We start from the raw sequence: 22,687 nt of genomic DNA, 5'->3' as shown, positions 1-22,687 counted from the left end.
CGATCATGGATGATCTGGTGAAAGAGGTAATTCCGCTGTTGCAGTACCTGATCCCGGGGTTTGTCTCGACCTGGATTTTCTACACCCTGACGGCTTTCAAACGGCCGGATACGTTCGGGCAGATTGTGCAGGCGTTGATTTTTACGTTTGTGATTCACGGGATGGTGTTGGGGATCGGGGTGGTTTGTGTGTGGGTGGGAGAGAAGGGATTTTCTATAGGAAAGTGGGATGCCAAGGCTGAAGCGTGCTGGGCATTTTCTACTTCGTTGCTGCTGGGGTTGATCGCTTGTTGTCTGGCTACCAATGGCAAATTGCATAGGTGGTTGCGCAGCAGAAACGTAACGAAACAATCTTCCTATCCCAGTGAATGGTTCTGCGCTTTCGCTCAATATGATCGATTCATCACCCTTCATCTGGATGATGAAAGGCGCGTTCTAGGCTGGCCAGTCGAGTGGCCACCGGAGTCGAACACCGGGCAGTTTTTGATGAAGTTTCCACGCTGGCTCAACGACGATGGCAAATTGGATCCTATTGGCGCCGAATTTTTGCTGATAGATTCCGCAAAGGTTAAGTGGGTTGAGTTCAGCCCAGCATCAGAGGAATCATCATGACTGCCAGAGCACCGCAACCAATGCCGAAACATTTGGAACGCCTATTCGTCGGACCCGACGGGAAGTTGCTGGAGCAACCATTGATCAAGGGTCCAAAGGCACCGCCACCGCTGAAGCGTTAGCCGATACAAGGGGCGTTTATTCGCCCCGGTTGCCAGCTCTCCAGTTCAGGCTCGCCAAGTCAGAGCGTCTGCACCAGCCAATCCCGAAACGCCTTCAATGACGCCAGCGATTCATTGCGCGCCGGGTACACCAGGTAATAACTGCGCCGACTGCTGATCGGTTCCCCCAGTTGCACCAGCTCACCGCTGTACAGTTCATCCTCCACCAGAATCCTCGGCACCAGTCCGATACCGATATTGGCGCGCACGGCCTGGATCAGGTGCGAGGTCATCTCGAAGCTCGGCCCGATGCGCATGCTGCGATGGGGCAGGGCGTGGTGGCTGAACCATTCGCTCCACGCCTGAGCATTGCTGCTGACGTTGAGCAGCAGTTGCCCGGCGATATTCCTATCGGCAGCCAGACGCTCGGCATCGGACAGTTGCGCACTGGCGATCACCACCAGTTCTTCGGTGTGCAGGCGGTGGGCGGTCAGCCCCGGCCAGTCACCGCCGCCAACACAAATCGCCGCGTCGATTTCACTGGTGTCGAAGTCGATGGCTTCGATGCGCGAATGCAGGTGCACGGTCATGCCAGGGTGCGCGGTGTAGAAGTCCTTCAGGCGGGGCAGCAGCCATTTCGAGCCGAAGGTCGGCAGGGTCGCAAGGCGCAGGCTGTGAATTCCCGAGCCAAACGCCATGGCCTGCAGCGTTGCGCTGCGGATCTGCCCAAGGGCTTCGGACAGCTCGCGCTGGTACATGCGCCCGACGTCGGTAAGGATCACCCGCCGGCCTTCGCGGCTGAACAGGCGCATGCCGAGCATCTTTTCCAGAATCTGCACCTGACGGCTGACCGCGCTCTGGGTCAGCGACAGTTCGTGGGCGGCGCGGGTGTAGCTTTCATGGCGTGCAGCGGCTTCAAACGCCAGCAGCAACGACATCGAAGGAGTGAGAGTTCGCGGATTCATTCGTTTTAGTCATGGATTGCGGGTCGATTTTACGGTTGTCCCGACATCGCTCTGCAATGAACATAAGGCCTATGAGATGGCGGGAGCGTGACGCAATCATTCCTTGCGCACAACTGTTCACCGCCACACGGCCCGTTTTTGACCGAGATTGCACGCCCGATGATTGCCCAGCTGTCGCCTTCCACCACGCTGAACACCGACTACCAACAGTTTCTCAAAGCCCTTGAAACCAGCGGTTTTCGCGGCGAAATCAGTGCCGACTACGCCAGCCGAGTGGTGCTGGCCACTGACAACTCGATCTATCAGCGCTTGCCGCAAGCAGCGGTATTCCCGCGCGACGCCGACGACGTGGCGCTGCTGGCACGCCTGATTGCCGAGCCGGCGTACCAGAAAGTCGTGATAACACCTCGTGGCGGAGGCACCGGCACCAACGGCCAGTCGTTGACCGACGGCATCGTCGTGGACCTGTCGCGGCACATGAACCGCATCCTTGAAATCAACGTTGAACAGCGTTGGGTGCGGGTGCAGGCCGGCGTGGTGAAGGATCAACTGAACGCGGCCCTGAAATCCGCCGGGCTGTTTTTCGCCCCGGAGCTGTCCACGTCGAACCGCGCCACCGTCGGCGGCATGATCAACACCGATGCCAGCGGCCAGGGCAGTTGCACCTATGGCAAGACCCGCGACCACGTGCTGGAACTGCACATGGTCCTGCGCGGTGGCGAGCGTTTGCACGGTCGTCCACTGGAAGAAAGCGAGCTGGCAGCGGAATGCGCCCGCGAGGGCCAGGCTGGCGAGGTGTATCGCTGCGCGCGGCAGATCATCGATGAGCAGGGCGAGTTGATCCGGGAAACCTTTCCTGACCTCAACCGTTGCCTGACCGGCTACGACCTGGCGCACCTGCGCGAGGCCGACAACCGTTTCAACCTCAACAGCGTGCTGTGCGGCGCCGAAGGTTCGCTGGGGTTTGTGGTCGAGGCCAAGCTCAACGTGTTGCCGATCCCCAAGCACACCATGCTGGTGAATATTCGCTACGCCGGCTTCATGGACGCGTTGCGCGATGCCCGGGCGTTGATGGCGCTCAAGCCGCTGTCGATTGAAACCGTTGACTCCAAAGTGCTGTTGCTGGCGATGCAGGACATCGTCTGGAATGGCGTCGCTGAATACTTCCCGGAAAGCGCCGAACGACCGACGCTGGGGATCAACCTGGTGGAGTTCTGCGGCGACGATCCCGAGGAGCTGCAAGGCCGGGTCGAGGCCTTCATCCAGCACTTGGGCACCGATGCCACGGTCGAGCGACTGGGCCATACGCTTGCCGTCGGTCATGCGGCGGTGAATCGCGTCTACGGCATGCGCAAACGTGCTGTGGGTTTGCTCGGCAACGTTGCCGGTGAAGCGCGGCCGCAGCCCTTTGTCGAAGACACCGCCGTGCCGCCGCAACACCTGGCAGAGTACATCGCCGAACTGCGCGACCTGCTCGACAGCCACAATCTGCAATACGGCATGTTCGGCCACGTCGATGCCGGCGTGCTGCACGTGCGGCCGATTCTCGACATGAAAGACCCGCAACAAGCCGCACTGGTGCGTCCCGTTTCGGACGGCGTCGCCGCGCTGACCCAGCGTTACGGCGGCCTGCTGTGGGGCGAGCACGGCAAGGGCCTGCGCTCGGAATACGCGCCGGCCTTCTTCGGCGCGTTGTACCCGGCACTGCAAGCGTTGAAGGCGGCGTTCGATCCGTTCAACCAGTTCAATCCCGGCAAGATTGCCACGCCGAATATTCCCGGCGCGGCATTGCTGAAAATCGACGAAGTGACCCTGCGCGGCGAACTCGATCGGCAGATCGACGAGAAAGTCTGGCAGGACTACGGTGCGGCCATGCACTGCAACGGCAACGGCGCCTGCTACAACTTCGATCCCGACGATGCCATGTGCCCGTCGTGGAAAGCCACTCGCCAGCGTGCGCAATCGCCCAAGGGCCGCGCCTCGCTGATACGCGAATGGCTGCGGCTGCAGGGCGAAGCAGGTGTCGATGTGTTGTCCGATGCCAGTCGCCGCCCGCCGTTTTTCAGCTCGTTGCTGCAGCGCTGGCGCAATAGCCGAGCCCAGGAAAAGGACTTCTCTCATGAGGTGTACGACGCCATGGCCGGGTGCCTGGCGTGCAAGTCCTGTGCGGGGCAGTGCCCGGTGAAGGTCAACGTGCCGGACTTCCGTTCGCGATTCCTCGAGCTGTACCACACCCGTTACCTGCGGCCGGCGCGGGATTATCTGATCGCTTCGCTGGAATACACGATTCCGTACATGGCACGGATTCCGTTTCTCTACAACGGTTTGATGGGCGCCTCGTACAGCCGTCGTTTGATCGAGCGTCTCGGCGGCATGGTCGATGTGCCGTTGCTCAGCCGTTTCGATTTTCATGCGGCGATGCGTCGCTGGCAGGTTCAGCCGGCGTCGGTCGAGGTGCTTTCGGCGCTGACTCAGGCACAACGCGAGCGCAGTGTGGTGCTGGTGCAGGATGCGTTCACCCGGTATTTCGAGGCGCCATTGCTGGCGGATCTGATCGAGCTGATTTCGCGACTGGGCTATCAGGTTTATCTGGCACCGTTCAGCGCCAACGGCAAGCCGCTGCATGTGCAGGGCTTCCTGTCGGCGTTCAATCGCGCGGCGTTGCGCAATGCCGGGCAACTGCGCGCACTGGCCGAGATCGGTGTGCCGCTGGTGGGGCTCGATCCGGCGATGACGTTGGTGTATCGCCAGGAATATCTGAAAGTGCCGGGGATGGAAAAATGCCCGGAGGTGGCGCTGGTGCAGGAGTGGCTGCTCAAGGTCATGCCGGAGCAAGCCGATCAGCGCCGCGAAGAAACCTTCCGTCTGCTCGCGCACTGCACCGAGAAAACCAACGCGCCTGCCGCGACCCGACAATGGGAGCAAGTGTTCGAACGTGTCGGTTTGAAGCTGACGACCCAGGCCACCGGTTGCTGCGGGATGTCCGGCACCTACGGCCACGAAGCACGCAATCGCGAAACCTCGGCGGTGATTTACGAGCAGTCCTGGGCGAAGCAGATCGAGGCACCGGCAGAACGGGGCGAAGCGCTGGCGACCGGATATTCCTGCCGCAGCCAGGTCAAGCGCCAGGCAGATCGGACGGTGCGTCATCCTTTGCAAGTGCTGCTTGAACGGCTGCGTTCTGCTTGAGAAGCGTTGGCAATTGAAGCGTTTTTTCGTGTTATAAGGTAACGCAAATATTCGGGCTGTTCGCACGCGGCCCGATCGAACTCTTCACTCGATTGCGAACCCTTCATGACCCTTGCTGTTCCCCGAAACGTCCCGCCGGCGACTGGCCGGCTGTTGTCCATTGATGCGCTGCGCGGCCTGGTGATTCTGTTCATGTTGCTGGACCACGTGCGCGAGACCTTTCTGTTGCATCGTCAGGTGTCCGACCCGATGGACATCGCCAGCACCGAGCCGGCGCTGTTTTTCAGCCGCACTTTGGCGCATCTGTGCGCGCCGGTATTCGTGCTGCTGACCGGATTGTCGGCGTGGCTGTTCGGGGAGAAGTACGACGGCAAGGCTGATGTCAGTGCCTTTCTGTTCAAGCGTGGCTTGTTCCTGGTCGCGCTCGAATTCACCTTGGTGAATTTCGCCTGGACGTTCCAGCTGCCTCCGACCGTGATCTACCTGCAAGTGATCTGGGCCATCGGCCTGAGCATGATTGCGCTGTCGCTGCTGGTCTGGCTGCCACGCTGGCTGTTGTTGACGCTGAGTCTGACGATCATCGCCGGGCACAATCTGCTCGATGGTGTGCATTTCGGAACGGAATCGGCGCTGCATGTGCCCTGGGCGATCCTGCATGACCGGGGCTGGATCGAGGCGGGCGAGACCTTGCGCCTGCGTACGTCGTACCCGTTGCTGCCGTGGATCGGCGTGATCGGTCTGGGTTACACGCTGGGGCCGTGGTTCGCTCGCGCTGCCGATTCAGGTGTGCGCCAGCGCCGCTTGTTGATCGGTGGCATCGCCGGACTGCTGGGTTTTGTGGCGCTGCGACTGGTCAACGGTTACGGCGAAAAACCGTGGTCGATCAATGACAGCACTGTGCAAACCCTGATGGGTTTCTTCAACATCACCAAATATCCGCCGTCGCTGTTGTTCATCACGCTGACGGTGAGCATCGGTCTGCTGCTGTTGCTGGTGTTCGAACGCGCACAGGATCGACGCTGGATTCGCTGGCTGACGGTGTTCGGTTCGGCACCGATGTTTTTCTATCTGTTGCACCTATATGTGCTGAAGGTGCTGTATCTGATTGGCGTGGCGTTGGTCGGGCTCAATCAGGGCAGCTATTTCGGTTTTTCGTCGGTGGCGGCAGTGTGGCTGGCGGCGATGGTGCTGGCGATTGCGTTGTTCCCGGCAGTGAGATGGTTCTCAGCACTAAAGGCCCGGCGCCGCGACATCGCCTGGTTGAAGTACCTGTAACTACCCGGTTTTGCCGTCGCGAACATTGCGGGCAAAGTCGATGAAAGCCTTGAGCGGCGCCGGTACATGGCGTCGGCTCGGGTAATACAGGTGCAGCCCGGGATAGTACGGACACCAATCCGCCAACACCTGCACCAGACGCCCGGCCGCGAGGTGTTCGCTGACCATGTCTTCAAACACATAGGCCAGTCCCAGGCCTTGCAACGCCGGGCCGACCATCAGGCTGACATCGCCCAGGGTCAGCGGGCCGTTGACTTCGATTTCCTGTTCAATGCCTCCGCGTTCGAACTCCCAGCGGTACATCGAACCGCTCGGGAACCGATGGCGGATGCAGGGCAGGGCATGCAGGTCTTCCGGTTTCTGTGGTGCGGGATGGCGCTGGAAAAACGCCGGCGAGCCGACCACCACTGAGCGAAGGTTCGGCCCGATGGGCAGCGATACCATGTCAGCCTCCAGCCGATTGCCGAAACGTACGCCGGCATCGAATCCGGCGGCAACGATATCCAGCAGCGCGTCACTTTCGACCACTTCCAGACGAATGTCCGGGTAGGCCTGCAAGAACTCGCTGGCAATCGGCAGTAGCACCAGTTCGCACGCCTGGCGCCCGGAGGTGATGCGCAGGTTGCCCGAAGGTTTGTCGCGAAAATGGTTGAGGTCCTCAAGCGCATCTTCGATATCGCGAAACGCCGGTTTCAAGCGGGCGTAGAGCCGTTCGCCGGCCTCGGTCAGGGCCACGCTGCGGGTGGTGCGATTGAACAGCCTCACGCCGAGGCGATTTTCCAGAGCCCGCAACGAGTGGCTCAGCGCCGAAGGTGTCAGGCCCAGATCCACCGCCGCACGACTGAAATTCAGATGCTGGGCGATGCTCAGAAAGATCGACAGATCCGCCGTGGACGGATTTTTCATTGATGAGCGCCTTTCACAAAGTCATGTAATTTTGTTGGGATTATCGCATCAGTAGCACGGCTTTAAAGTCGCATCAACTCATCGAGAAGGCCCGGCAATAACGCCAGGGTCACCGACAGGAGGAGTTGCTATGCGTACCTGGCTGATTACCGGAGCTTCCCGTGGTTTTGGCACCCTCATCGCAGAACACGCCCTGCGTGCCGGCGACGCGGTGATTGCCACTGCCCGCAAACCGCAGGACATCACGGATCGCCTCGGCGAGCACCCGAACCTGCTGGCGCTGCGTCTGGACGTCACCCGTGAAGACGAGGCCCACCAAGCGGTGGCGGAAGGTATCAAGCGTTTCGGCCGCATCGATGTACTGATCAACAATGCCGGCTTCGGCGTGCTGGGCGCGGTGGAAGAAACCAGCGCCAGCGAAACCGAGCGCCTGTTCGCCACCAACGTATTCGGCCTGCTCAACGTCACTCGCGCCGTGCTGCCGCACATGCGAGCCCGGCGCAGTGGACGTGTCATCAACATCTCGTCCATCGGTGGTTATCAGGCCTACATGGGCTGGGGTGTCTACGGCTCCACCAAGTTCGCGGTGGAAGGCATCAGCGAAGCGCTGCATCAGGAACTGGCGCCGCTGGGCATTCAGGTCACGGTGGTCGAACCGGGTTTCTTTCGCACCGATTTCCTCGACGAACAATCGCTGGTCAAGACTGCACTGGTATTGCCGGACTACGACGAAACAGTCGGCAAGATGCGCACCTTCGCCGAAGCCGCCAACCATGCGCAGCCGGGCGATCCGGTGAAGTTTGCCGAGGCCATGCTGGCGTTGGTCAATGCGCCGAACCCGCCGCAACGGTTGGCGCTGGGTAGCGACACCGTCGCGCGAATCGAGGCGAAGAATCGTTTGGTGGCACAGGAGCTGGCGGAGTGGAATGAGCTGGCACTGTCCACGGATTTCAAGGACTGACACAACCCCCGTTGAAGCCATCGCAGGCTGCGCTCTGTTGATCGCAGCCTGATTTTTTTTCATTGGATGAAATCATGAAAACCGTCTCTCACTACCATGACGCGCGCGACAAACTGCTGATCCTCGCGGCCATTTGCCTGTCGGCACTGGTCCTTCCGTTAAGTTTTACCGGTGGCGCGGTGGCGACGCCGGCCATCGGCCGTGACCTGGGTGGCAGTCCTGTGGCGCTGACCTGGATCACCAACGCATTCATGTTGTCGTTCGGCAGTTTGCTGATGGCGGCGGGGGCGTTGGCTGACGTTTATGGGCGTAAACGCTTGTTTACCGGCGGCATGTTGCTGTTTACCGGGGCGTCGATTGCCCAGAGTCTGGCGCCTTCGGTGTTCTGGCTGGATGTGCTTCGGGCGATCCAGGGCGTGGCCGGGGCGGCGGCGCTGGCCAGTGGTTCGGCAGCGCTGGCGCAGGAATTCGAAGGCCACGCGCGCACCCGCGCCTACAGCATGCTCGGCACCACGTTTGGCATCGGCCTGGCGTTCGGGCCGTTGGTGGCAGGCGCGTTGATCGAGGCGTTCAACTGGCGTGCGATCTTTGTCTTCACCGCACTGATCGGTGTGATCGCGATGGTCTTCGGCCTGCCGCGCATGCGTGAAACCCGCGACCCCTACGCCAGCGGTCTCGACTGGCCGGGCACCATGACCTTCAGTTCGATGCTGGCGCTGTTCACGTTCGGAGTGATTCAGGCTCCCGAAAGCGGTTGGGGAAGTCCGTTGGTGATCGGTTTGTTGGGCGCTTCTGCGTTGTTGCTGGCGCTGTTCGTCTTCATCGAAATGCGTGTCAAACGCCCGATGCTCGATCTGACCCTGTTCCGTTTTCCGCGCTTCATCGGGGTGCAGATGCTGCCGATCGGCACCTGCTATTGCTACATCGTGCTGGTGGTCATGCTGCCGCTGCGGTTTATCGGTGTCGAAGGCTTGAGTGAAATCGACGCCGGCCTGCTGTTGCTGGCGCTGTCGGCGCCGATGCTGGTGGTGCCGATGCTCGCGGCTTCGATGACGCGTTTTGTTTCGGCCGGTATTTTGTCAGGCGTGGGCTTTTTGATTGCCGCCGTGGGACTGCACTGGCTGAGTCTGTACAACGTCGGCGAATCGAGATTCGCGTTGGTGATGCCGATGGTGTTGATCGGGATCGGCGCAGGTTTGCCGTGGGGCTTGATGGACGGACTGTCGGTCAGCGTGGTGCCGAAAGAGCGCGCCGGCATGGCGGCCGGGATCTTCAACACGGTGCGGGTGGCGGGTGAGGGGATTGCACTGGCCAGCGTGGCGGTGATGCTTGCCTCGCTGCTGCATACCGATCTGCAATCGGTGGCCGGCAGCGCCGACGTTGCATTGATTGCCGAAACCGCGCACCGGGTGACGACAGGCGACATGGCGCACGCAATCAACACGATTCCAGGGTTGGCCAATGAACGTCTGGTGCAAGGCTACGCTTCGGCGTTCCAGTACCTGCTGCACATCCTGACACTCATCACGCTGGCGTCGGCAGCCGTGGTGCTGGGGCTGTTGAGCAAGGACCGGACGGTATCGGAGCCTCAAGAGGCTGCGGCATAAATGAAAAAGCCCGGAAGCGCAAAACGCTTCCGGGCTTTGTTCATTGGATCAACGGCGATCCAGCCACACGGTCTGCGCATTGCAAAATTCGCGTACGCCGAAGTGCGACAGCTCACGGCCGAAACCGCTTTTCTTCACACCACCGAAAGTCACGCGCGGGTCACTGGCGGAGTAGCCGTTGATGAACACGCCACCGGTTTCCAGTTCGCTGGTCAGTTGCTGGGCCAAGGCGACGTTGGCGGTGTAGATCGTCGCGGTCAGACCGAACTCGCTGTCGTTGGCCAGGGCCACGGCGTGAGCACAGTCGCGAGCGGTGATGATCGAAGCCACCGGGCCGAACAGTTCCTGTTTGAACGAGGTCATGCGGTCGGTGACGTCGGCCAGCACGGTCGGCTCGTAGTAGTTGCCTGCGCCCTCGACCTTGCCGCCGCCGAGCAGCAGGGTGGCACCTTCTTCGAGAGTGTCGCGCACCTGTTGATCCAGCTCGTCACGCAGATCGAAACGAGCCATCGGGCCGATGTAGTTGTCGGCGGACAACGGATCACCCATCTTCAACTGGCGGGTGGCTTCGACGAATTTGCGGGTGAACTCTTCGACCACGCCTTCTTCGATGATCAGGCGTTTGGCTGCCGCGCAGACCTGGCCGGAGTTCTGGTAACGACCGATCACTGCCGCTTGCACGGCTTCATCGATATCGGCGTCGTTGAGCACGATGAACGGATCGGAACCGCCCAGTTCCAGTACGCATTTCTTCAGTGCGGCACCGGCCTGTGCGCCGATGGCCATGCCGGCGCGGACGCTGCCGGTCAGGGTCACGGCGGCGATGCGCGGGTCAGCGATGGCGGTGGACACGCCTTCCGGGGTGACGTTGATCACTTCGAACACGCCATCGGCAAAACCGGCGCGCTTGAAAGCATCGCGCAACAGGTAGGCGCTGCCCATCACGTTTGGCGCATGCTTGAGCACGTAAGTGTTGCCGGCAATCAGCGCCGGGACGGCACCGCGCAGCACTTGCCAGATCGGGAAGTTCCACGGCATCACCGCAAGGATCGGCCCCAGCGGGCGGTATTCGATGCGCGCCTTGCCGCCTTCGACCAGGGTCGCCTCGGCGTTGAGCATGGCCGGGCCGTGTTCGGCGTACCACTCGCAGAGCTTGGCGCATTTCTCGATTTCGCCACGGGCCTGGGCGATCGGCTTGCCCATTTCCCGGGTGATCATGGTCGCCATGGCTTCGCTGCTGTGACGCAGGGCGCCGGCCAGCGCGGTCAGGGCGCGGGAGCGGTCCTGCAAAGGCTTGCGTTTCCATTTGCCGAATCCGAAGGCGGCACGGGTCAGTGCGGCATCGAGGGCCTCGGCGGATTCGAAGGCGTAATGACCGATCTGCTCGCCGGTGGCGGGGTTGATCGAGATGGCGTGGGTCTGGCTGGAAATCGGGCTCATGGCATCGTCCTGCGAGGTCAGTGGATGCGCTCAGAGTAGGGTGGCGTTTGATTTCTGGAAACTGAATAATAAAGAGCGTTTCTTTCACGATTGGAGAATGACTGTGGATCTGGTGCAACTGGAAATCTTCAAGGCCGTGGCCGAGCACGGCAGCATCAGCGCGGCGGCGGCGCAGATCCATCGCGTGCCGTCGAACCTGACGACCCGCATCAAGCAGCTGGAGGAAGATCTGGGTGTCGACCTGTTCATCCGCGAGAAGAGCCGTTTGCGCCTGTCGCCCGCCGGCTGGAGTTTTCTGGAATATGCGCGGCGGATTCTCGACCTGGTGCAAGAGGCGCGCGCCACAGTGGCCGGCGAGGAACCGCAAGGTGCATTCCCGCTGGGCTCGCTGGAAAGTACCGCAGCGGTGAGGATTCCCGGTTTACTGGCGACCTATAACCAGCAGCATCCGAAGGTCGATCTGGACCTCTCGACCGGCCCCTCCGGGACGATGATCGACGGGGTGCTCTCCGGACGCCTGGCGGCCGCGTTCGTCGACGGCCCGGTCTTGCACCCGGCGCTCGAAGGCATTCCGGCATTCGAGGAGGAAATGGTCATTATCTCGCCGCTACATCACGGGCCGATCAAACGTGCTGCGGACGTGAATGGCGAGAACATCTATGCGTTCCGCTCGAACTGCTCCTATCGCCATCACTTCGAAAAATGGTTCAGCACCGACGCGGCGGTGCCCGGCAAGATCTTCGAAATGGAGTCCTATCACGGCATGCTCGCGTGCGTCAGCGCGGGCGCCGGTCTGGCGTTGATGCCGCGCAGCATGCTGCAGAGCATGCCCGGTTGCGCGACGGTGAGTGTCTGGCCGCTGGCGGCGGATTTCCGCTATCTGACCACGTGGCTGGTGTGGCGGCGGGGCACGGTGTCGCGCAGTCTGAGCATGTTTGTGCGCTTGCTCGAGGAGCGCGGCGTGGTGCGTGCAGAAGAGAATTGACACTTTGTGTCATGGTTGTATCTTAGGCGTCCTGTTTCGCAATATAAAAAACTATACAGCGCAAGCAATTAGCCAGAAGGAATCAGCGATGACCACAGCCCTGAGCGGTAAAGAAGCAGTAGGTGAGCGTTTTGTGCTGGAAACCATGCGCCACGCCCAGCAGTTGACCTGGAAGGCCGTGGACGAGATCGCCAAGGTGATCAAACCCGGCATGCGCGAATCCGAAGCCCATGCGCGTGGCAAGGAAATCCTCGTCGAACTGGGCATGGACCGGATCTGGCATCCGCTGCTGATCCGCTTCGGCGCCAATACCCTCAAGACCTTCAAGGAGCGTTCCGACGGCGATCCTGTCCTGGGCGGGAGCGACATTTTCTTCATCGACATGGGCGTGGTCTGGGAAGGCCACGAAGGCGATGCCGGGGCGACGTTCGTCACCGGGTCTGATCCACAGATGATCGCCTGTGCGGCGGCCTCCAAAGAACTCTTCGACAAGGTCGAAGCCTTCTGGCGCAAGGGCGTAACCGGTGTCGAACTGTATCGCTACGCCACCGATCAGGCCGAGGCCATGGGCTGGAAGTTGAACCTGGACATCAAGGGCCACCGGGTCAGCGATTTTCCTCACGCGATTTATCGTGGCGGCAATCTCGGTGATTTCGATCAGGCGCCGAATGCCGGTGTGTGGATTCTGGAAATCCAGATCGAACACCCTGAGCTTCCTTATGGCGCGTTCTATGAAGACCTGTTGATCTGATCCGCTTTTTGTACAAGGAAATCTCATGACGACGTCACCAGAGCCGACGGTGCTGCTGTTCTCCTATGGCACGCTGCAGGACCGCGCGGTTCAGCTCTCCAGCTTCGGTCGTGAACTGCATGGCCGCGCCGACAGCCTGCCGGGTTACCGACAGGAAATGGTCGAAATCACCGATCTGGCGGTGCTCGCCGCCAGTGGCAAGACACATCACCCCATCGTCCAGGCGAGCGGCAACCCGGCAGACGAGATTGCCGGCACGGTGTTCGAGATCACGGCGCAGGAACTGGCAGCGGCGGACGAATACGAAGTGGCGGACTACAAGCGCGTCAGCGTGCTGCTAAAGTCAGGTGTCGATGCGTGGGTCTATGTGCAAGCGTGACCCCAAAAGTGCAGCGCTGTAGTTGTAACTACATAGCGATTGCTTCGATGATGCAGGCCGTTTCCTAACTCCAAAGTCAACAAAAGGACGTCCATCATGAAAGTCAGTGCCCGCAACGTGTTCAAAGGTCAGGTCAGCCAGGTTCAGGAAGGCTCGGTCAATGCCGAAGTTGTCCTGACTCTGCCGGGCGGCGAGAAGCTGGTTGCGGTCGTGACCCTGGCCAGCCTCAAGAGCCTCGGCATTGCGGTGGGCAAAGAAGCCGTTGCCCTGGTCAAGGCGCCTTGGGTGATGCTGATGACCGAATCCAGCGACATTCGCCTGTCAGCCCGCAACTGCCTGCAAGGCAAGGTGCTGAGCGTGACCGATGGCGCGGTCAACGCCGAAGTGGTGATCGAGCTGGCCGGCGGTTCGAAAGTTTATTCGATCGTAACCCGCGACGCGGTGAACGAACTGGGCCTGGCGGCTGGCGTCAGTGCCACGGCGGTGATCAAGGCTTCGCACATTATTCTGGGTGTGCCGGCCTGATCGAGCGCGTGACTCGATAAAAATGCCCGGTTCGGTGGTTTGCCGAACCGGGCATTTTTTTATCTATCTCAGAGACTGCCCGCCAGCTTCCCGGTCATCAGCCGCCGACGATAAGCACTGTCACGACTCGCCAGCCAGAAATACAACGGTGAAGTCACCAGCAACCCCACCAGCCACGACAGGTCCGCGCCGTTGATGTGCGCCGACACCGGGCCGACATACAGCGGCGTGTTCATGAACGGAATCTGCACCACGATGCCGATCGCATACGCCAGCAAGGCTTGCGGGTTGTAGCGGCCGTAGATGCCGCCGTCGACCTGGAAGATCGAGGCGATGTCGTACTGACCTTTATGGATGGCGTAGAAGTCGATCAGGTTGATCGCCGTCCACGGCACCAGTACCACCAGCAACACCAACACCATGTCGACGAAGTGGCCAATGAAGTCCGACGACGCACCCACCGCAGCGAAGCAGCAGGCCAGCAGCACGATCAGCGAAATCACCGCGCGGCTCTTGGCGGTCGGAATCCAGCGGTAGGCGAAGGTCTGCACCAGGGTAATCAGCGACAGCACCGCGCCGTACAGGTTGAGCGCGTTGTGGCTGATCACGCTGAGCAGGAACAGCACCAGCATCAGCGGGCCGATCGAGCCGGTGGCGAGTTTCACCGCGTCCATGGTGTCCATGCCCACCGGGGTTGCCAGCACGGCGACAGCACCGAAGATGAACGACAGGCTGGAGCCCAGCGCGGAGCCGAGGTAAGTGGTCCAGAACGTCGCGGCCACCGGCACATTGGCTGGAAGGTAACGCGAGTAGTCCGACACATACGGCGCAAATGCAATCTGCCACAACGCAGCCAGCGACACCGTCGCGAGCCAGCCCGAAAGATTGAAACTGCCACGGGTGAGGAAGTCAGCCGTCTGCACGTGAGTCAGGATGTAGCCGAAGCCGACCACAATCCCGATCCCCAGCACCCAGGTGCCGATACGGTTGAGCACGTGGATGAAGCGGTAACCGATGATCCCGATGATCCCCGAGCCCAGCGCGCCGATGACGATGCCGACCGGTACCGGAACGCTGTCGACCACGCCATGCAGCGACTTGCCGGCCAGCACGATGTTGGAGGCGAAAAAGCCGATGTACATCACGCCGGCAATCAACACCACCAGCAGTGCGCCGAGGGAGCCGAATTGCGCACGACTCTGGATCATCTGCGGGATGCCCATCTGCGGGCCTTGCGCCGAGTGCAGCGCCATCAGCACACCGCCGACCAGATGGCCGACCAGAATGGCGACGATGCCCCACACCAGGTTCAGGTGAAACAACTGCACGCCGAGGGCGCCGGTGACGATGGGCAACGGCGCGATGTTGCCGCCGAACCAGAGGGTGAACAGATCCCGAACCTTTCCGTGGCGATCTTCGGGCGGCACGTAGCCGATCGTGTGTTTCTCAATGAGCGGTGCGGACGTTGTTGCAGAGGTGGCCATGACGAACTCCAAGGCAAGGACGAGTACGTGGACGTACTTCAGTGAGCGCCGGCACGGACGGCGCATTTCTTGTTGGGGTTGATCATGGGCAAGGAAAGGGGAGAGATAAATTAGTAGTTTTGTTGCTTCAGACGTTAAAAATACGAGGCTCTTCGGTCAGCTGAAAGCGCTCTGTTTCGGGCGTTTCAGCGCCATGAACGGCAACGCAGCTGACCTCCATTGGAGCAGCTGTCTGTCGGTGTTATTGCGGCTTGGCTGCGGACTTTTATCCAGCAGCCAGACCGTTTTTTCAAAGGCGAATCGACGCCAGCATCCGTTGCAGCATCGCATCGCAGGCCTTGAGCTGAACGCGGCTGACGAACTCGTCCGGCTTGTGGCCCTGATCCATGCTGCCGGGGCCGCACACCACCGTGGGAATCCCCACGGCGTCGAACAATCCGCCTTCGGTCCCAAACGCAACAGTGCCGAAATCATCCGAACCACAGAACGCGGCGATCAATTGCGCCGCCTCGCTCCGGGCATCAGTCGCCAGCCCCGGATACGCCGACAACTCGCTGAAATGAATATCGCTCTGCCCGCTGACGGCCCGCATGCGCGGCAGCATTTGCTGTTCGGCGTAAGCCTTGAGTTGCTGAGCGACGATAGCCGGATCCTGCGAGGGCAGAGCGCGGATTTCGAAATCAAAACGGCAATCGGCGGGGACGATATTCAACGCCTTGCCTCCGTTGATCACGCCGGTTTGCACCGTGGAGTAGGGCGGGTCGAAACGCGGGTCGACGTGTTCATCCTTGAGCTGCCGGCCAATGCGTCCCAGCTCGCCGATCAGTTCGGCAGCGCATTCAATCGCGTTGACCCCGAGCGGCGCATAGGCCGAGTGACAAGCGTGACCCTGGACATCGCAGCGCATCGCCAGTTTGCCCTTGTGCCCGAGCACCGGTTTGAGTTCGGTCGGTTCGCCGATGATGCACAGCAGCGGTTTGACCGGACGCTGCTCCAGCACCTTGAGCAACGAACGCACGCCGAGGCAGCCGACCTCTTCGTCATAGGACAGAGCAATGTGCACCGGCATACGCAATGGTGCTTCGATCAACGAAGGCACGAACGCCAGCACGCAGGCGATGTAGCCCTTCATGTCCGCCGTGCCACGACCGTACAACTTGCCGTCACGCTCGCTGAGTTCGAACGGCGGCACAGTCCATGGCTGACCATCGGCAGGCACCACATCGGTGTGCCCCGACAACACGATGCCCGGCTGATCGGCCGGGCCGATCGTGGCAAACAGGTTGGCCTTGCTGCGCTCATCGTTGTAGATCAGCTCGCACGGCACATCGAACTGTTCGAGATAGTCGCGCACGAAGTCGATCAATTGCAGGTTGGACTCGCGGCTGGTGGTGTCGAACCCCACCAGCGTCTTGAGCATCGCGACGCTGTCGCTCATCGGTCGTCTCCGGCAACCCCGTAGCCCGGCGCCTTGGCCGGATCGAGGGCGCGGTCGATGTAGTCCTGCAACTGCGGGCGATAGGCGTCCCAGAGTTTCTGCAACTGGCCGATCGGGTCTTCATCGGCCCAGTCTACCCGCAGGTTGACGATGGGCCAGGTCAGCTCGCCGACCACGACCACGGCGGCCGAATGCACCGGGCCTGCTTCACCGCCCAGGGCCTGGGCGGCGTGCAAAGCCTTGAGCAGGCGGTCGGCCAATTGGCCTTCGCCATCCTCGAAGGCGCTGACCATGGCTTCGATCACGGAGCGCCCGGCGAGCATGTTGCCCGCCGCCACGCATTGTTCGCCCGACACGGCGTTGTGCACGCCGAGGGTTTGCGCGCCGCTGAAATGCGCGGTCTGGCCGAGGTGGTTGATCGCGGTGATCTGCCGGTACTGACTATAGCCGTTGCGGGTCAGCACCTTGTCCAGCGCCGCCTCGGGCGTCAGGCCTTGCTCCATCAAAGCGAGCACTTCCGGGCCGAGCGACGGCAGGGTGATGTTCTGGCTCGACACCGCGCCGACACCGGGCAGCAGCCACGGGCAGCGGGCGCCGACGGCGATGCTGGAGGAACTGATGGCGATGCCGAACTGACCGGTTTCGGGGCAGCGGGCGGCGATGGAAAATGTCATGTGTGGCCTCCTTTCGCTAAGGTCGAATTACTCGGGAATCACCGCAACCACATCGATCTCCATCAGCCACTGCGGCTGACCCAGGGCCGACACCACCAGCCCGGTGGAAATCGGGAACACGCCTTTCAGCCATTTGCCGACTTCCTGATACACCGGCTCGCGGTAGCGCGGGTCGATCAGGTACGTGGTGGTCTTGACGATGTGGCTCAGGTCGCTGCCGGCCTCTTCGAGCAGTTGCTTGACGTTGCGCATCGCCTGTTCGGCCTGCGCGCGCGGGTCGCCGAGGCCGACCAGTTCGCCATCGAAATTGGTGCCGACCTGACCACGGACATACACGGTGTTGCCGGCACGCACGGCCTGGCACAGGTCGTTGTCCAGGGTCTGGTTCGGGTAGGTGTCCTTGGTGTTGAACATGCGGATGCGGGTGTGGGTTGGCTGACTCATGTGAGGCTCCTGAAGAAATCGAACCCGGCGCGACGGGCGCCGGTATGGAAGAGGGAAATCAAGCGTCGACGGTGGCGGCGGCTTTGTTGTGCAGTACGGCTTCGCGTTGCTCGGCATCGCGATAGGCCAGGTATTTGCGCTGGGTGGCGATGTGATCGGCCACGTGTTTGGCGTCGTGCCACACGCCCCAGATGAACGATGAACCGCGTCGCGACTGCCACGGCAGACCGAGGAAATACACACCCGCTTCGCTGGACACGCCGCGCTGATGTTGCGGCTTGCCGTTGTCGTCGAACGCAGCGACTTTCAGCCAGGAATAGTCCACGGCAAACCCGGTGGCCCAGATGATCGAGGTAATGCCGGCGGCGGCCAGATCGAGGTCGGCCAGCGGGTTTTTCACGCATTCAGGGTCTGGATAGGTTTCCCGGGCTTCCGGTTCCAGCGGCAGATCAAGGCCGTTGCGATCGATGTAGGCGTCGGCGGCATCCAGCAGCGCGAGGTAGTTCTCGTCACCACGCTTGAGGTTGTCGCGCAGGTCTTGCTTGAAGGTCACCACACCTTCGCTGAACGATTCGGTGACGCCGACCAGAGTCATGCCGCGATGGGCCAGGCCACGGAAGTCGATAGTGCGGCCACCGTGGGCGCCGCTGACGGCGATGGTCACGTGCTCGCGTCCGGGTTTCATTGCGGCCTGATCCCACTCACCGAGTACGCCGAGCCACCAGCAGAAATCACGGTTGCGATAAGCGCGAGGCGGGCGGTCATGAGCACCGACCGAGAGGTAAACCTGCTTGCCCGAGCGTTGCAATTCATCGGCGATCTGCACGCCCGACGAACCGGCACCGACCACCAGCACCGCGCCGGCCGGCAGTTGTTGCGGGTTGCGATAGTCGGCCGAGTGAATCTGCAACAGGCGTTCATCTTTCGGCGCAATGGCCGGGATCACTGGACGCTGGAACGGGCCAGTCGCCGCGACGACCCGGGCGGCTTCGATCACGCCTTCGGAAGTCTCGACGGTGAAGCCCGGACGCCCGACATTGCGCACCACGCTTTTCACGTCCACGCCGGTGCGGATCGGCGCGTTGAATTTCTTCGCATAGGCTTCGAAGTAATCGGCGACACGTTCCTTGTGAGCGAAGCCATCCGGATCGACATCGTCGAATTCCATCCCCGGAAAGCGGTCGTGCCACGCCGGACCATTGGCCACCAGCGAATCCCAGCGCCCGGTGCGCCAGCGTTCGGCAATGCGGCTGCGTTCCAGCACCAGGTGCGGCACCCCGAGTTTGCTCAGGTGTTCACTCATGGCCACACCCGCTTGACCGGCGCCGACAACAAGCGTGTCTGTTTTTATTATTTCAGTGGTCATCTCTGATCCCTTCTCACGAGGCCGTTGGATTCAGGCCGCTGTCGACCTGTTCTCTGTGCTTGGGATCAGACTAGGGAGGGGGTGGTTATCGGTAAAATATTATTAAGCTGGCATGTGAAGATAAAAACGTGATGCAGAGGCTTCAAAGCCCCGTAAATACTGGGTCTCGCCATGGCACCGGAATCCGGGACAACGAAAAAAAAGGGCCGCCGACAGGGTTGTCGACGGCCCTTTGCAAGGCGTGTTCGGATCACACGGACTCAGCGATCGAGAAACGCCAGCAGGTCTTCATTCAGTTGCTGCGCATGGGTCACGGCGAAGCCGTGGGGCGCCCCGGCATACACCTTCAATTCGGCGCCCTTGATCTGCGCGGCGGCGCGTTTGCCGGTGGTTTCGAACGGTACGATCTGGTCGCCATCGCCGTGAATCACCAACGTCGGTACATCGATTTTCGCCATGTCCGGGCGGAAGTCGGTTTCCGAGAATGCAGTGACGCAATCCACGGTGCCCTTCAGCGAGGCGAGCAGGGCGATGTTCAGGGTTTGGGTCAGCACGCCGTCGGAGACTTTCTGGCCCTGGTTGGTGCCGTAGAACGGCGCATTGAAGTCAGCGATGAATTGCGCGCGATCCTTCAGCAGGCCGGCCTTGATTCCGTCGAACACCGACTTGTCGACGCCTTCGGCAAAGTCCGGCTTCTTGCCGAACAGCGGCGTCACCGCACCCAGCAGCACCAGTCCGGCAACGCGCTCGCTGCCGTGGCGTGCGATGTAGCGGCTGACATCGCCGCCGCCCATGGAGAAGCCGACCAGGGTCACGTCACGCAGGTCGAGGTGCTCGATCAACTGCGCGATGTCATCGGCGAAGGTGTCGTAGTCGTAACCGCTCCACGGTTGCTCGGAGCGCCCGAAACCGCGGCGGTCGAAGGCGATTGTGCGGTAGCCGCGGCTGCTCAGGTATTCCATCTGGTATTCCCACATGTCGGCATCCAGCGGCCAGCCGTGGCTGAACAGCACGGGCTTGCCGCTGCCCCAGTCCTTGAAATAGATCTCGGTACCGTCTTGGGTGGTGAACGTGCTCATGGAAACTCCTTGGAGGTTGGCTCTATGTGGTTGCCGTGGTGGCAGCAATCACTATCGCGGCAAAGCAGCTCGGCCACTTGTACGCAGGTGCTAAGTTCGTGGTGGCCGGTGTTATCGCTTCTGAGACATGAGTTGTAAGATGCAACCGCATCCCATCTTTCGTTTGCCGGAGATATACGAAATGAAGCGCAAAAGCCTTGCCGGCAATGCCTGCCCGGTCGCCCGGACGCTGGACCTGATCGGCGACTGGTGGTCGTTGCTGATCGTCCGTGATGCGCTGGAAGGCATCCGCCGTTTCGGCGATTTCGAGAGAAGTCTGGAAATCGCCAAGAACATCTTGAGCGTTCGCCTCAAAGGCCTGGTGGAGCGCGACATCCTGCGCCTGGTGCCGGCGTCCGATGGCAGTGCCTACAAGGAGTACGTGCTGACGGAAAAGGGCCGGGCGCTGCAAACCGTGATCGTCGCGCTGTCGCAGTGGGGCGGGGAGTTCATGTTCGAGCCCGGTGAGTCGGGGTCAGTGATGGTCGATGCGCAGAAGGGGAAGCCGATCAGGAAGCTGGAGTTGCTGTCAGCCGATGGCCGGGTACTGGCGCCGGAGGATGTGGCGACGAAACGGGCTGTTGAACATTGATGTGAAGTGAGCGCGACCTTTCGGACGATTTCACCGGTGCCGTTCGTCGGCAACACTATTCCGGTGAATCCTTAAATTGACGTCAGAATAGTGGCACTTTAACATAGCGCCACTATTCTGATATCACTTTCCGTCTCGAGGGATCGAACATGTCCTCACCCGCCCTCGTGGCGAGGTTGTGCCTGGCTTTGCTGTGCCTTTCTCCGCTTGATGCTGTATTCGCTGCACCCACCCCCGGTGATACCGACCTGATCCGCGACCGCCAGAACCGACTGCTCGAAGAGCAGCAGCGGCGTCTTGAAGAACTCAAGGATCTGCCCGGCAAGGAAGCCAGACCGGTTCAACCGGTGGCGCCGACCGACACCCGTTGCTTCCCGATCAAGGACATCGAACTCAAAGGCGCCGACAGCCTGTCGGAGAGCGACAAGGTGCGCCTGCTCAAGCCTTACATCGGCGAGTGTCTGGGCGTGCCGCAGCTCAATGAACTGCTCAAAGTCATCACCGACCACTACATCGAGAAGGGGCTTGTGACCAGCCGTGCCTACCTGCCACAACAGGACCTGTCCGCCGGGCACCTGAAAGTGCTGGTGGTCGAAGGCAAACTCGAAAGCCTGAAAGGCGCCGAGAACAGCAAACTTTCCGAGCGTGAGCTGGCAATGGCGTTTCCCGGCAAGGCCGGCGAACTGGTCAATCTGCGCGAGATCGAGCAGATGGTCGATCAGCTCAATCGCTTGCCGTCCAATCAGGCCAAGATGGAGCTCTCGCCGGGCCAGAACGTCGGTGGCAGTGATGTACTGGTCAACAACACCCCGCAAAAGCCCTGGCGTGTCGGGTTGTCGCGCAGCAACGACGGCCAGCGCAGCACCGGCGAACAGCAGTGGGGCACCACGTTTGACTGGGACAGCCCGCTGGGCCTGGCCGATCAGTTGAGCTTGCGCGGCGGTCACGATGCGATGACAGACCATCAGCACACCTCCAACAACGCCATGCTCAATTACAACCTGCCGTGGGGCTGGTGGAACTTCAGCTACACCTACAGCCAGAGCGAATACCGCTCGCAGATCGCCGCCAACGGCTACAACTTCAAGCAGACCGGCGACAGCGAGAACCACCAGTTCCGTGCCGAGCGTGTGATCCACCGCGACGCCGTCAGCAAGACGTCCCTCAGCACTGGCCTGTCATACCTGCGCAGCAACAACTTCATTGAAGACAGCAAACTGCGCCTGAGCAGCAACCGCATCAGCGAAGCGCAGTTCGGCTTCAACCACGGGCGGCGGATCGGCAGCGCCTTCGTCAACTTCGATGCCGGCATGCAGCAAGGCATCGGCGCGTTCGATGCCCAGGGCAGCCACGATCCGGGCCCCGGCGAGCCGGACGCGCGATACCGCAAATACACCGCGACCCTGAGTTATCTGCAGCCGTTCAAGCTGTGGGGCGAGTCGCTCACCTTCAGCAGTCTGATGACCGGCCAGCGCAGCGAAGACGTGCTGTTCAGTCCGCAGCGCACCAGCCTTGGCGGACTGTCATCGGTCCGTGGCTACAAGGATCAATCGCTGTCCGGCGACAGCGGCGGCTACTGGCGCAACGACCTGCGCTGGGCACGCCCGGTGACCGCCGAATGGCTGCGCCCGGTGTTCGCCGAATACGGCACCAGCCTGGGCTACGACCAGGGCGTCATTCGCAATGATCGCTACAACGGCGATCAACACGGACGCATGTCGAGCAACTCGCTGGAGCTGTTCGCCCGCGGCCAGCATGTGGCGGCCAGCGTGACCTTCGCCCATTCCCTGGAACGACCCGCCGCGCTGACCGAGCGCGAAGCGCCGATCTATTTCCGCATGGATTTCTTCCTCTAATTCCGTCTGCTCCGAGTTTT

At 61.2% G+C, this 22,687-nt stretch carries 20 protein-coding genes; 11 read left to right on the top strand and 9 right to left on the bottom strand.

The window, feature by feature from the left end:
* Positions 1-5: 5 nt before the first annotated feature.
* Positions 6-611: a DUF6338 family protein gene (locus tag CAG02_RS23880; protein ID WP_085711380.1), complete on the top strand. Its 606-nt coding sequence runs from the start codon at positions 6-8 to the stop codon at positions 609-611.
* A gap of 181 nt (positions 612-792) precedes the next feature.
* Here the strand turns inward: CAG02_RS23880 and CAG02_RS23875 are convergent, their stop codons facing one another.
* Positions 793-1,677, bottom strand: a complete 885-nt coding sequence (locus tag CAG02_RS23875; RefSeq protein WP_085711379.1) for a LysR substrate-binding domain-containing protein — start codon at positions 1,675-1,677, stop codon at positions 793-795.
* 159 nt (positions 1,678-1,836) lie between these two features.
* On the opposite strand from CAG02_RS23875, the gene CAG02_RS23870 reads away from it, so the two are divergent.
* The gene (locus tag CAG02_RS23870) at positions 1,837-4,866 is read left to right on the top strand and encodes an FAD-binding and (Fe-S)-binding domain-containing protein (RefSeq protein WP_085711378.1); all 3,030 of its coding nucleotides are present in this window, start codon (positions 1,837-1,839) and stop codon (positions 4,864-4,866) included.
* Between the two features lie 105 nt (positions 4,867-4,971).
* A complete protein-coding gene (locus CAG02_RS23865; RefSeq protein WP_085711377.1) occupies positions 4,972-6,141 on the top strand; it encodes a DUF1624 domain-containing protein in 1,170 nt (389 codons plus the stop codon).
* On the opposite strand, the gene CAG02_RS23860 is transcribed toward CAG02_RS23865, so the two are convergent.
* On the bottom strand, positions 6,142-7,047 hold the full coding sequence (locus CAG02_RS23860; protein ID WP_085711376.1) for a LysR family transcriptional regulator: 906 nt from the start codon (positions 7,045-7,047) through the stop codon (positions 6,142-6,144).
* A gap of 130 nt (positions 7,048-7,177) precedes the next feature.
* Between CAG02_RS23860 and CAG02_RS23855 the strand changes: the two genes are divergently transcribed.
* Together CAG02_RS23855 and CAG02_RS23850 are read left to right on the top strand one after the other, a co-directional pair.
* The gene (locus CAG02_RS23855; RefSeq protein WP_085711375.1) at positions 7,178-8,008 is read left to right on the top strand and encodes an oxidoreductase; all 831 of its coding nucleotides are present in this window, start codon (positions 7,178-7,180) and stop codon (positions 8,006-8,008) included.
* Between the two features lie 74 nt (positions 8,009-8,082).
* Positions 8,083-9,615: an MFS transporter gene (locus tag CAG02_RS23850; RefSeq protein ID WP_085711374.1), complete on the top strand. Its 1,533-nt coding sequence runs from the start codon at positions 8,083-8,085 to the stop codon at positions 9,613-9,615.
* 48 nt (positions 9,616-9,663) lie between these two features.
* Here the strand turns inward: CAG02_RS23850 and CAG02_RS23845 are convergent, their stop codons facing one another.
* Positions 9,664-11,055 carry an aldehyde dehydrogenase family protein gene (locus tag CAG02_RS23845; RefSeq protein WP_085711373.1) on the bottom strand — a complete coding sequence of 464 codons (1,392 nt, stop codon included), beginning with the start codon at positions 11,053-11,055 and terminating at the stop codon, positions 9,664-9,666.
* Positions 11,056-11,158: 103 nt separating this feature from the next.
* On the opposite strand from CAG02_RS23845, the gene CAG02_RS23840 reads away from it, so the two are divergent.
* The 4 genes from CAG02_RS23840 to CAG02_RS23825 all read left to right on the top strand — a co-directional run bounded on the left by CAG02_RS23840 (position 11,159) and on the right by CAG02_RS23825 (position 13,695).
* Positions 11,159-12,040 carry a LysR family transcriptional regulator gene (locus tag CAG02_RS23840; RefSeq protein WP_085711607.1) on the top strand — a complete coding sequence of 294 codons (882 nt, stop codon included), beginning with the start codon at positions 11,159-11,161 and terminating at the stop codon, positions 12,038-12,040.
* 88 nt (positions 12,041-12,128) lie between these two features.
* On the top strand, positions 12,129-12,791 hold the full coding sequence (locus CAG02_RS23835) for a M24 family metallopeptidase (RefSeq protein WP_085711372.1): 663 nt from the start codon (positions 12,129-12,131) through the stop codon (positions 12,789-12,791).
* Between the two features lie 25 nt (positions 12,792-12,816).
* Positions 12,817-13,170 carry a gamma-glutamylcyclotransferase family protein gene (locus CAG02_RS23830; protein WP_085711371.1) on the top strand — a complete coding sequence of 118 codons (354 nt, stop codon included), beginning with the start codon at positions 12,817-12,819 and terminating at the stop codon, positions 13,168-13,170.
* A 96-nt stretch (positions 13,171-13,266) separates the two neighbouring features.
* Positions 13,267-13,695 (top strand): molybdopterin-binding protein, encoded by a 429-nt coding sequence (locus CAG02_RS23825; RefSeq protein ID WP_007950468.1) that lies wholly within the window; start codon positions 13,267-13,269, stop codon positions 13,693-13,695.
* Between the two features lie 68 nt (positions 13,696-13,763).
* On the opposite strand, the gene CAG02_RS23820 is transcribed toward CAG02_RS23825, so the two are convergent.
* The 6 genes from CAG02_RS23820 to CAG02_RS23795 all read right to left on the bottom strand — a co-directional run bounded on the left by CAG02_RS23820 (position 13,764) and on the right by CAG02_RS23795 (position 20,180).
* Positions 13,764-15,179, bottom strand: a complete 1,416-nt coding sequence (locus CAG02_RS23820) for a cytosine permease (RefSeq protein ID WP_085711370.1) — start codon at positions 15,177-15,179, stop codon at positions 13,764-13,766.
* A 289-nt stretch (positions 15,180-15,468) separates the two neighbouring features.
* A complete protein-coding gene (argE, locus tag CAG02_RS23815; RefSeq protein WP_085711369.1) occupies positions 15,469-16,617 on the bottom strand; it encodes an acetylornithine deacetylase in 1,149 nt (382 codons plus the stop codon).
* Positions 16,614-17,291 carry a DUF1028 domain-containing protein gene (locus tag CAG02_RS23810; RefSeq protein ID WP_085711368.1) on the bottom strand — a complete coding sequence of 226 codons (678 nt, stop codon included), beginning with the start codon at positions 17,289-17,291 and terminating at the stop codon, positions 16,614-16,616. The genes argE and CAG02_RS23810 overlap by 4 nt, the downstream gene beginning before the upstream one ends.
* Positions 17,292-17,318: 27 nt before the next feature.
* On the bottom strand, positions 17,319-17,735 hold the full coding sequence (locus tag CAG02_RS23805; RefSeq protein ID WP_085711367.1) for a RidA family protein: 417 nt from the start codon (positions 17,733-17,735) through the stop codon (positions 17,319-17,321).
* Between the two features lie 58 nt (positions 17,736-17,793).
* A complete protein-coding gene (locus tag CAG02_RS23800; protein WP_085711366.1) occupies positions 17,794-19,101 on the bottom strand; it encodes an NAD(P)/FAD-dependent oxidoreductase in 1,308 nt (435 codons plus the stop codon).
* A 260-nt stretch (positions 19,102-19,361) separates the two neighbouring features.
* On the bottom strand, positions 19,362-20,180 hold the full coding sequence (locus CAG02_RS23795; protein WP_085711365.1) for an alpha/beta fold hydrolase: 819 nt from the start codon (positions 20,178-20,180) through the stop codon (positions 19,362-19,364).
* 181 nt (positions 20,181-20,361) lie between these two features.
* Here CAG02_RS23795 and CAG02_RS23790 point away from each other — a divergent pair, with 181 nt between their 5' ends.
* Positions 20,362-20,811 carry a helix-turn-helix domain-containing protein gene (locus CAG02_RS23790; RefSeq protein ID WP_085711606.1) on the top strand — a complete coding sequence of 150 codons (450 nt, stop codon included), beginning with the start codon at positions 20,362-20,364 and terminating at the stop codon, positions 20,809-20,811.
* 149 nt (positions 20,812-20,960) lie between these two features.
* On the top strand, positions 20,961-22,667 hold the full coding sequence (locus tag CAG02_RS23785; RefSeq protein WP_085711364.1) for a ShlB/FhaC/HecB family hemolysin secretion/activation protein: 1,707 nt from the start codon (positions 20,961-20,963) through the stop codon (positions 22,665-22,667).
* Positions 22,668-22,687 lie beyond the last annotated feature (20 nt).

This window comes from Pseudomonas sp. R43(2017) (assembly GCF_002112345.1).
Lineage (GTDB): Bacteria > Pseudomonadota > Gammaproteobacteria > Pseudomonadales > Pseudomonadaceae > Aquipseudomonas > Aquipseudomonas kribbensis.
The sequence above is the reverse complement of the archived record's forward strand: the minus strand, read 5'-3'. Positions and strand labels throughout refer to the sequence as shown.

Excerpts from the sequence above, each read along its gene's own strand:
- CAG02_RS23880 (WP_085711380.1), top strand. The coding sequence starts at position 6 with ATGGATGATCTGGTGAAAGAGGTAATTCCGCTGTTGCAGTACCTGATC.
- CAG02_RS23875 (WP_085711379.1), bottom strand. The coding sequence starts at position 1,677 with ATGAATCCGCGAACTCTCACTCCTTCGATGTCGTTGCTGCTGGCGTTT.
- CAG02_RS23870 (WP_085711378.1), top strand. The coding sequence starts at position 1,837 with ATGATTGCCCAGCTGTCGCCTTCCACCACGCTGAACACCGACTACCAA.
- CAG02_RS23865 (WP_085711377.1), top strand. The coding sequence starts at position 4,972 with ATGACCCTTGCTGTTCCCCGAAACGTCCCGCCGGCGACTGGCCGGCTG.
- CAG02_RS23860 (WP_085711376.1), bottom strand. The coding sequence starts at position 7,047 with ATGAAAAATCCGTCCACGGCGGATCTGTCGATCTTTCTGAGCATCGCC.
- CAG02_RS23855 (WP_085711375.1), top strand. The coding sequence starts at position 7,178 with ATGCGTACCTGGCTGATTACCGGAGCTTCCCGTGGTTTTGGCACCCTC.
- CAG02_RS23850 (WP_085711374.1), top strand. The coding sequence starts at position 8,083 with ATGAAAACCGTCTCTCACTACCATGACGCGCGCGACAAACTGCTGATC.
- CAG02_RS23845 (WP_085711373.1), bottom strand. The coding sequence starts at position 11,055 with ATGAGCCCGATTTCCAGCCAGACCCACGCCATCTCGATCAACCCCGCC.
- CAG02_RS23835 (WP_085711372.1), top strand. The coding sequence starts at position 12,129 with ATGACCACAGCCCTGAGCGGTAAAGAAGCAGTAGGTGAGCGTTTTGTG.
- CAG02_RS23830 (WP_085711371.1), top strand. The coding sequence starts at position 12,817 with ATGACGACGTCACCAGAGCCGACGGTGCTGCTGTTCTCCTATGGCACG.
- CAG02_RS23825 (WP_007950468.1), top strand. The coding sequence starts at position 13,267 with ATGAAAGTCAGTGCCCGCAACGTGTTCAAAGGTCAGGTCAGCCAGGTT.
- CAG02_RS23820 (WP_085711370.1), bottom strand. The coding sequence starts at position 15,179 with ATGGCCACCTCTGCAACAACGTCCGCACCGCTCATTGAGAAACACACG.
- argE (WP_085711369.1), bottom strand. The coding sequence starts at position 16,617 with ATGAGCGACAGCGTCGCGATGCTCAAGACGCTGGTGGGGTTCGACACC.
- CAG02_RS23810 (WP_085711368.1), bottom strand. The coding sequence starts at position 17,291 with ATGACATTTTCCATCGCCGCCCGCTGCCCCGAAACCGGTCAGTTCGGC.
- CAG02_RS23805 (WP_085711367.1), bottom strand. The coding sequence starts at position 17,735 with ATGAGTCAGCCAACCCACACCCGCATCCGCATGTTCAACACCAAGGAC.
- CAG02_RS23800 (WP_085711366.1), bottom strand. The coding sequence starts at position 19,101 with ATGACCACTGAAATAATAAAAACAGACACGCTTGTTGTCGGCGCCGGT.
- CAG02_RS23795 (WP_085711365.1), bottom strand. The coding sequence starts at position 20,180 with ATGAGCACGTTCACCACCCAAGACGGTACCGAGATCTATTTCAAGGAC.
- CAG02_RS23790 (WP_085711606.1), top strand. The coding sequence starts at position 20,362 with ATGAAGCGCAAAAGCCTTGCCGGCAATGCCTGCCCGGTCGCCCGGACG.
- CAG02_RS23785 (WP_085711364.1), top strand. The coding sequence starts at position 20,961 with ATGTCCTCACCCGCCCTCGTGGCGAGGTTGTGCCTGGCTTTGCTGTGC.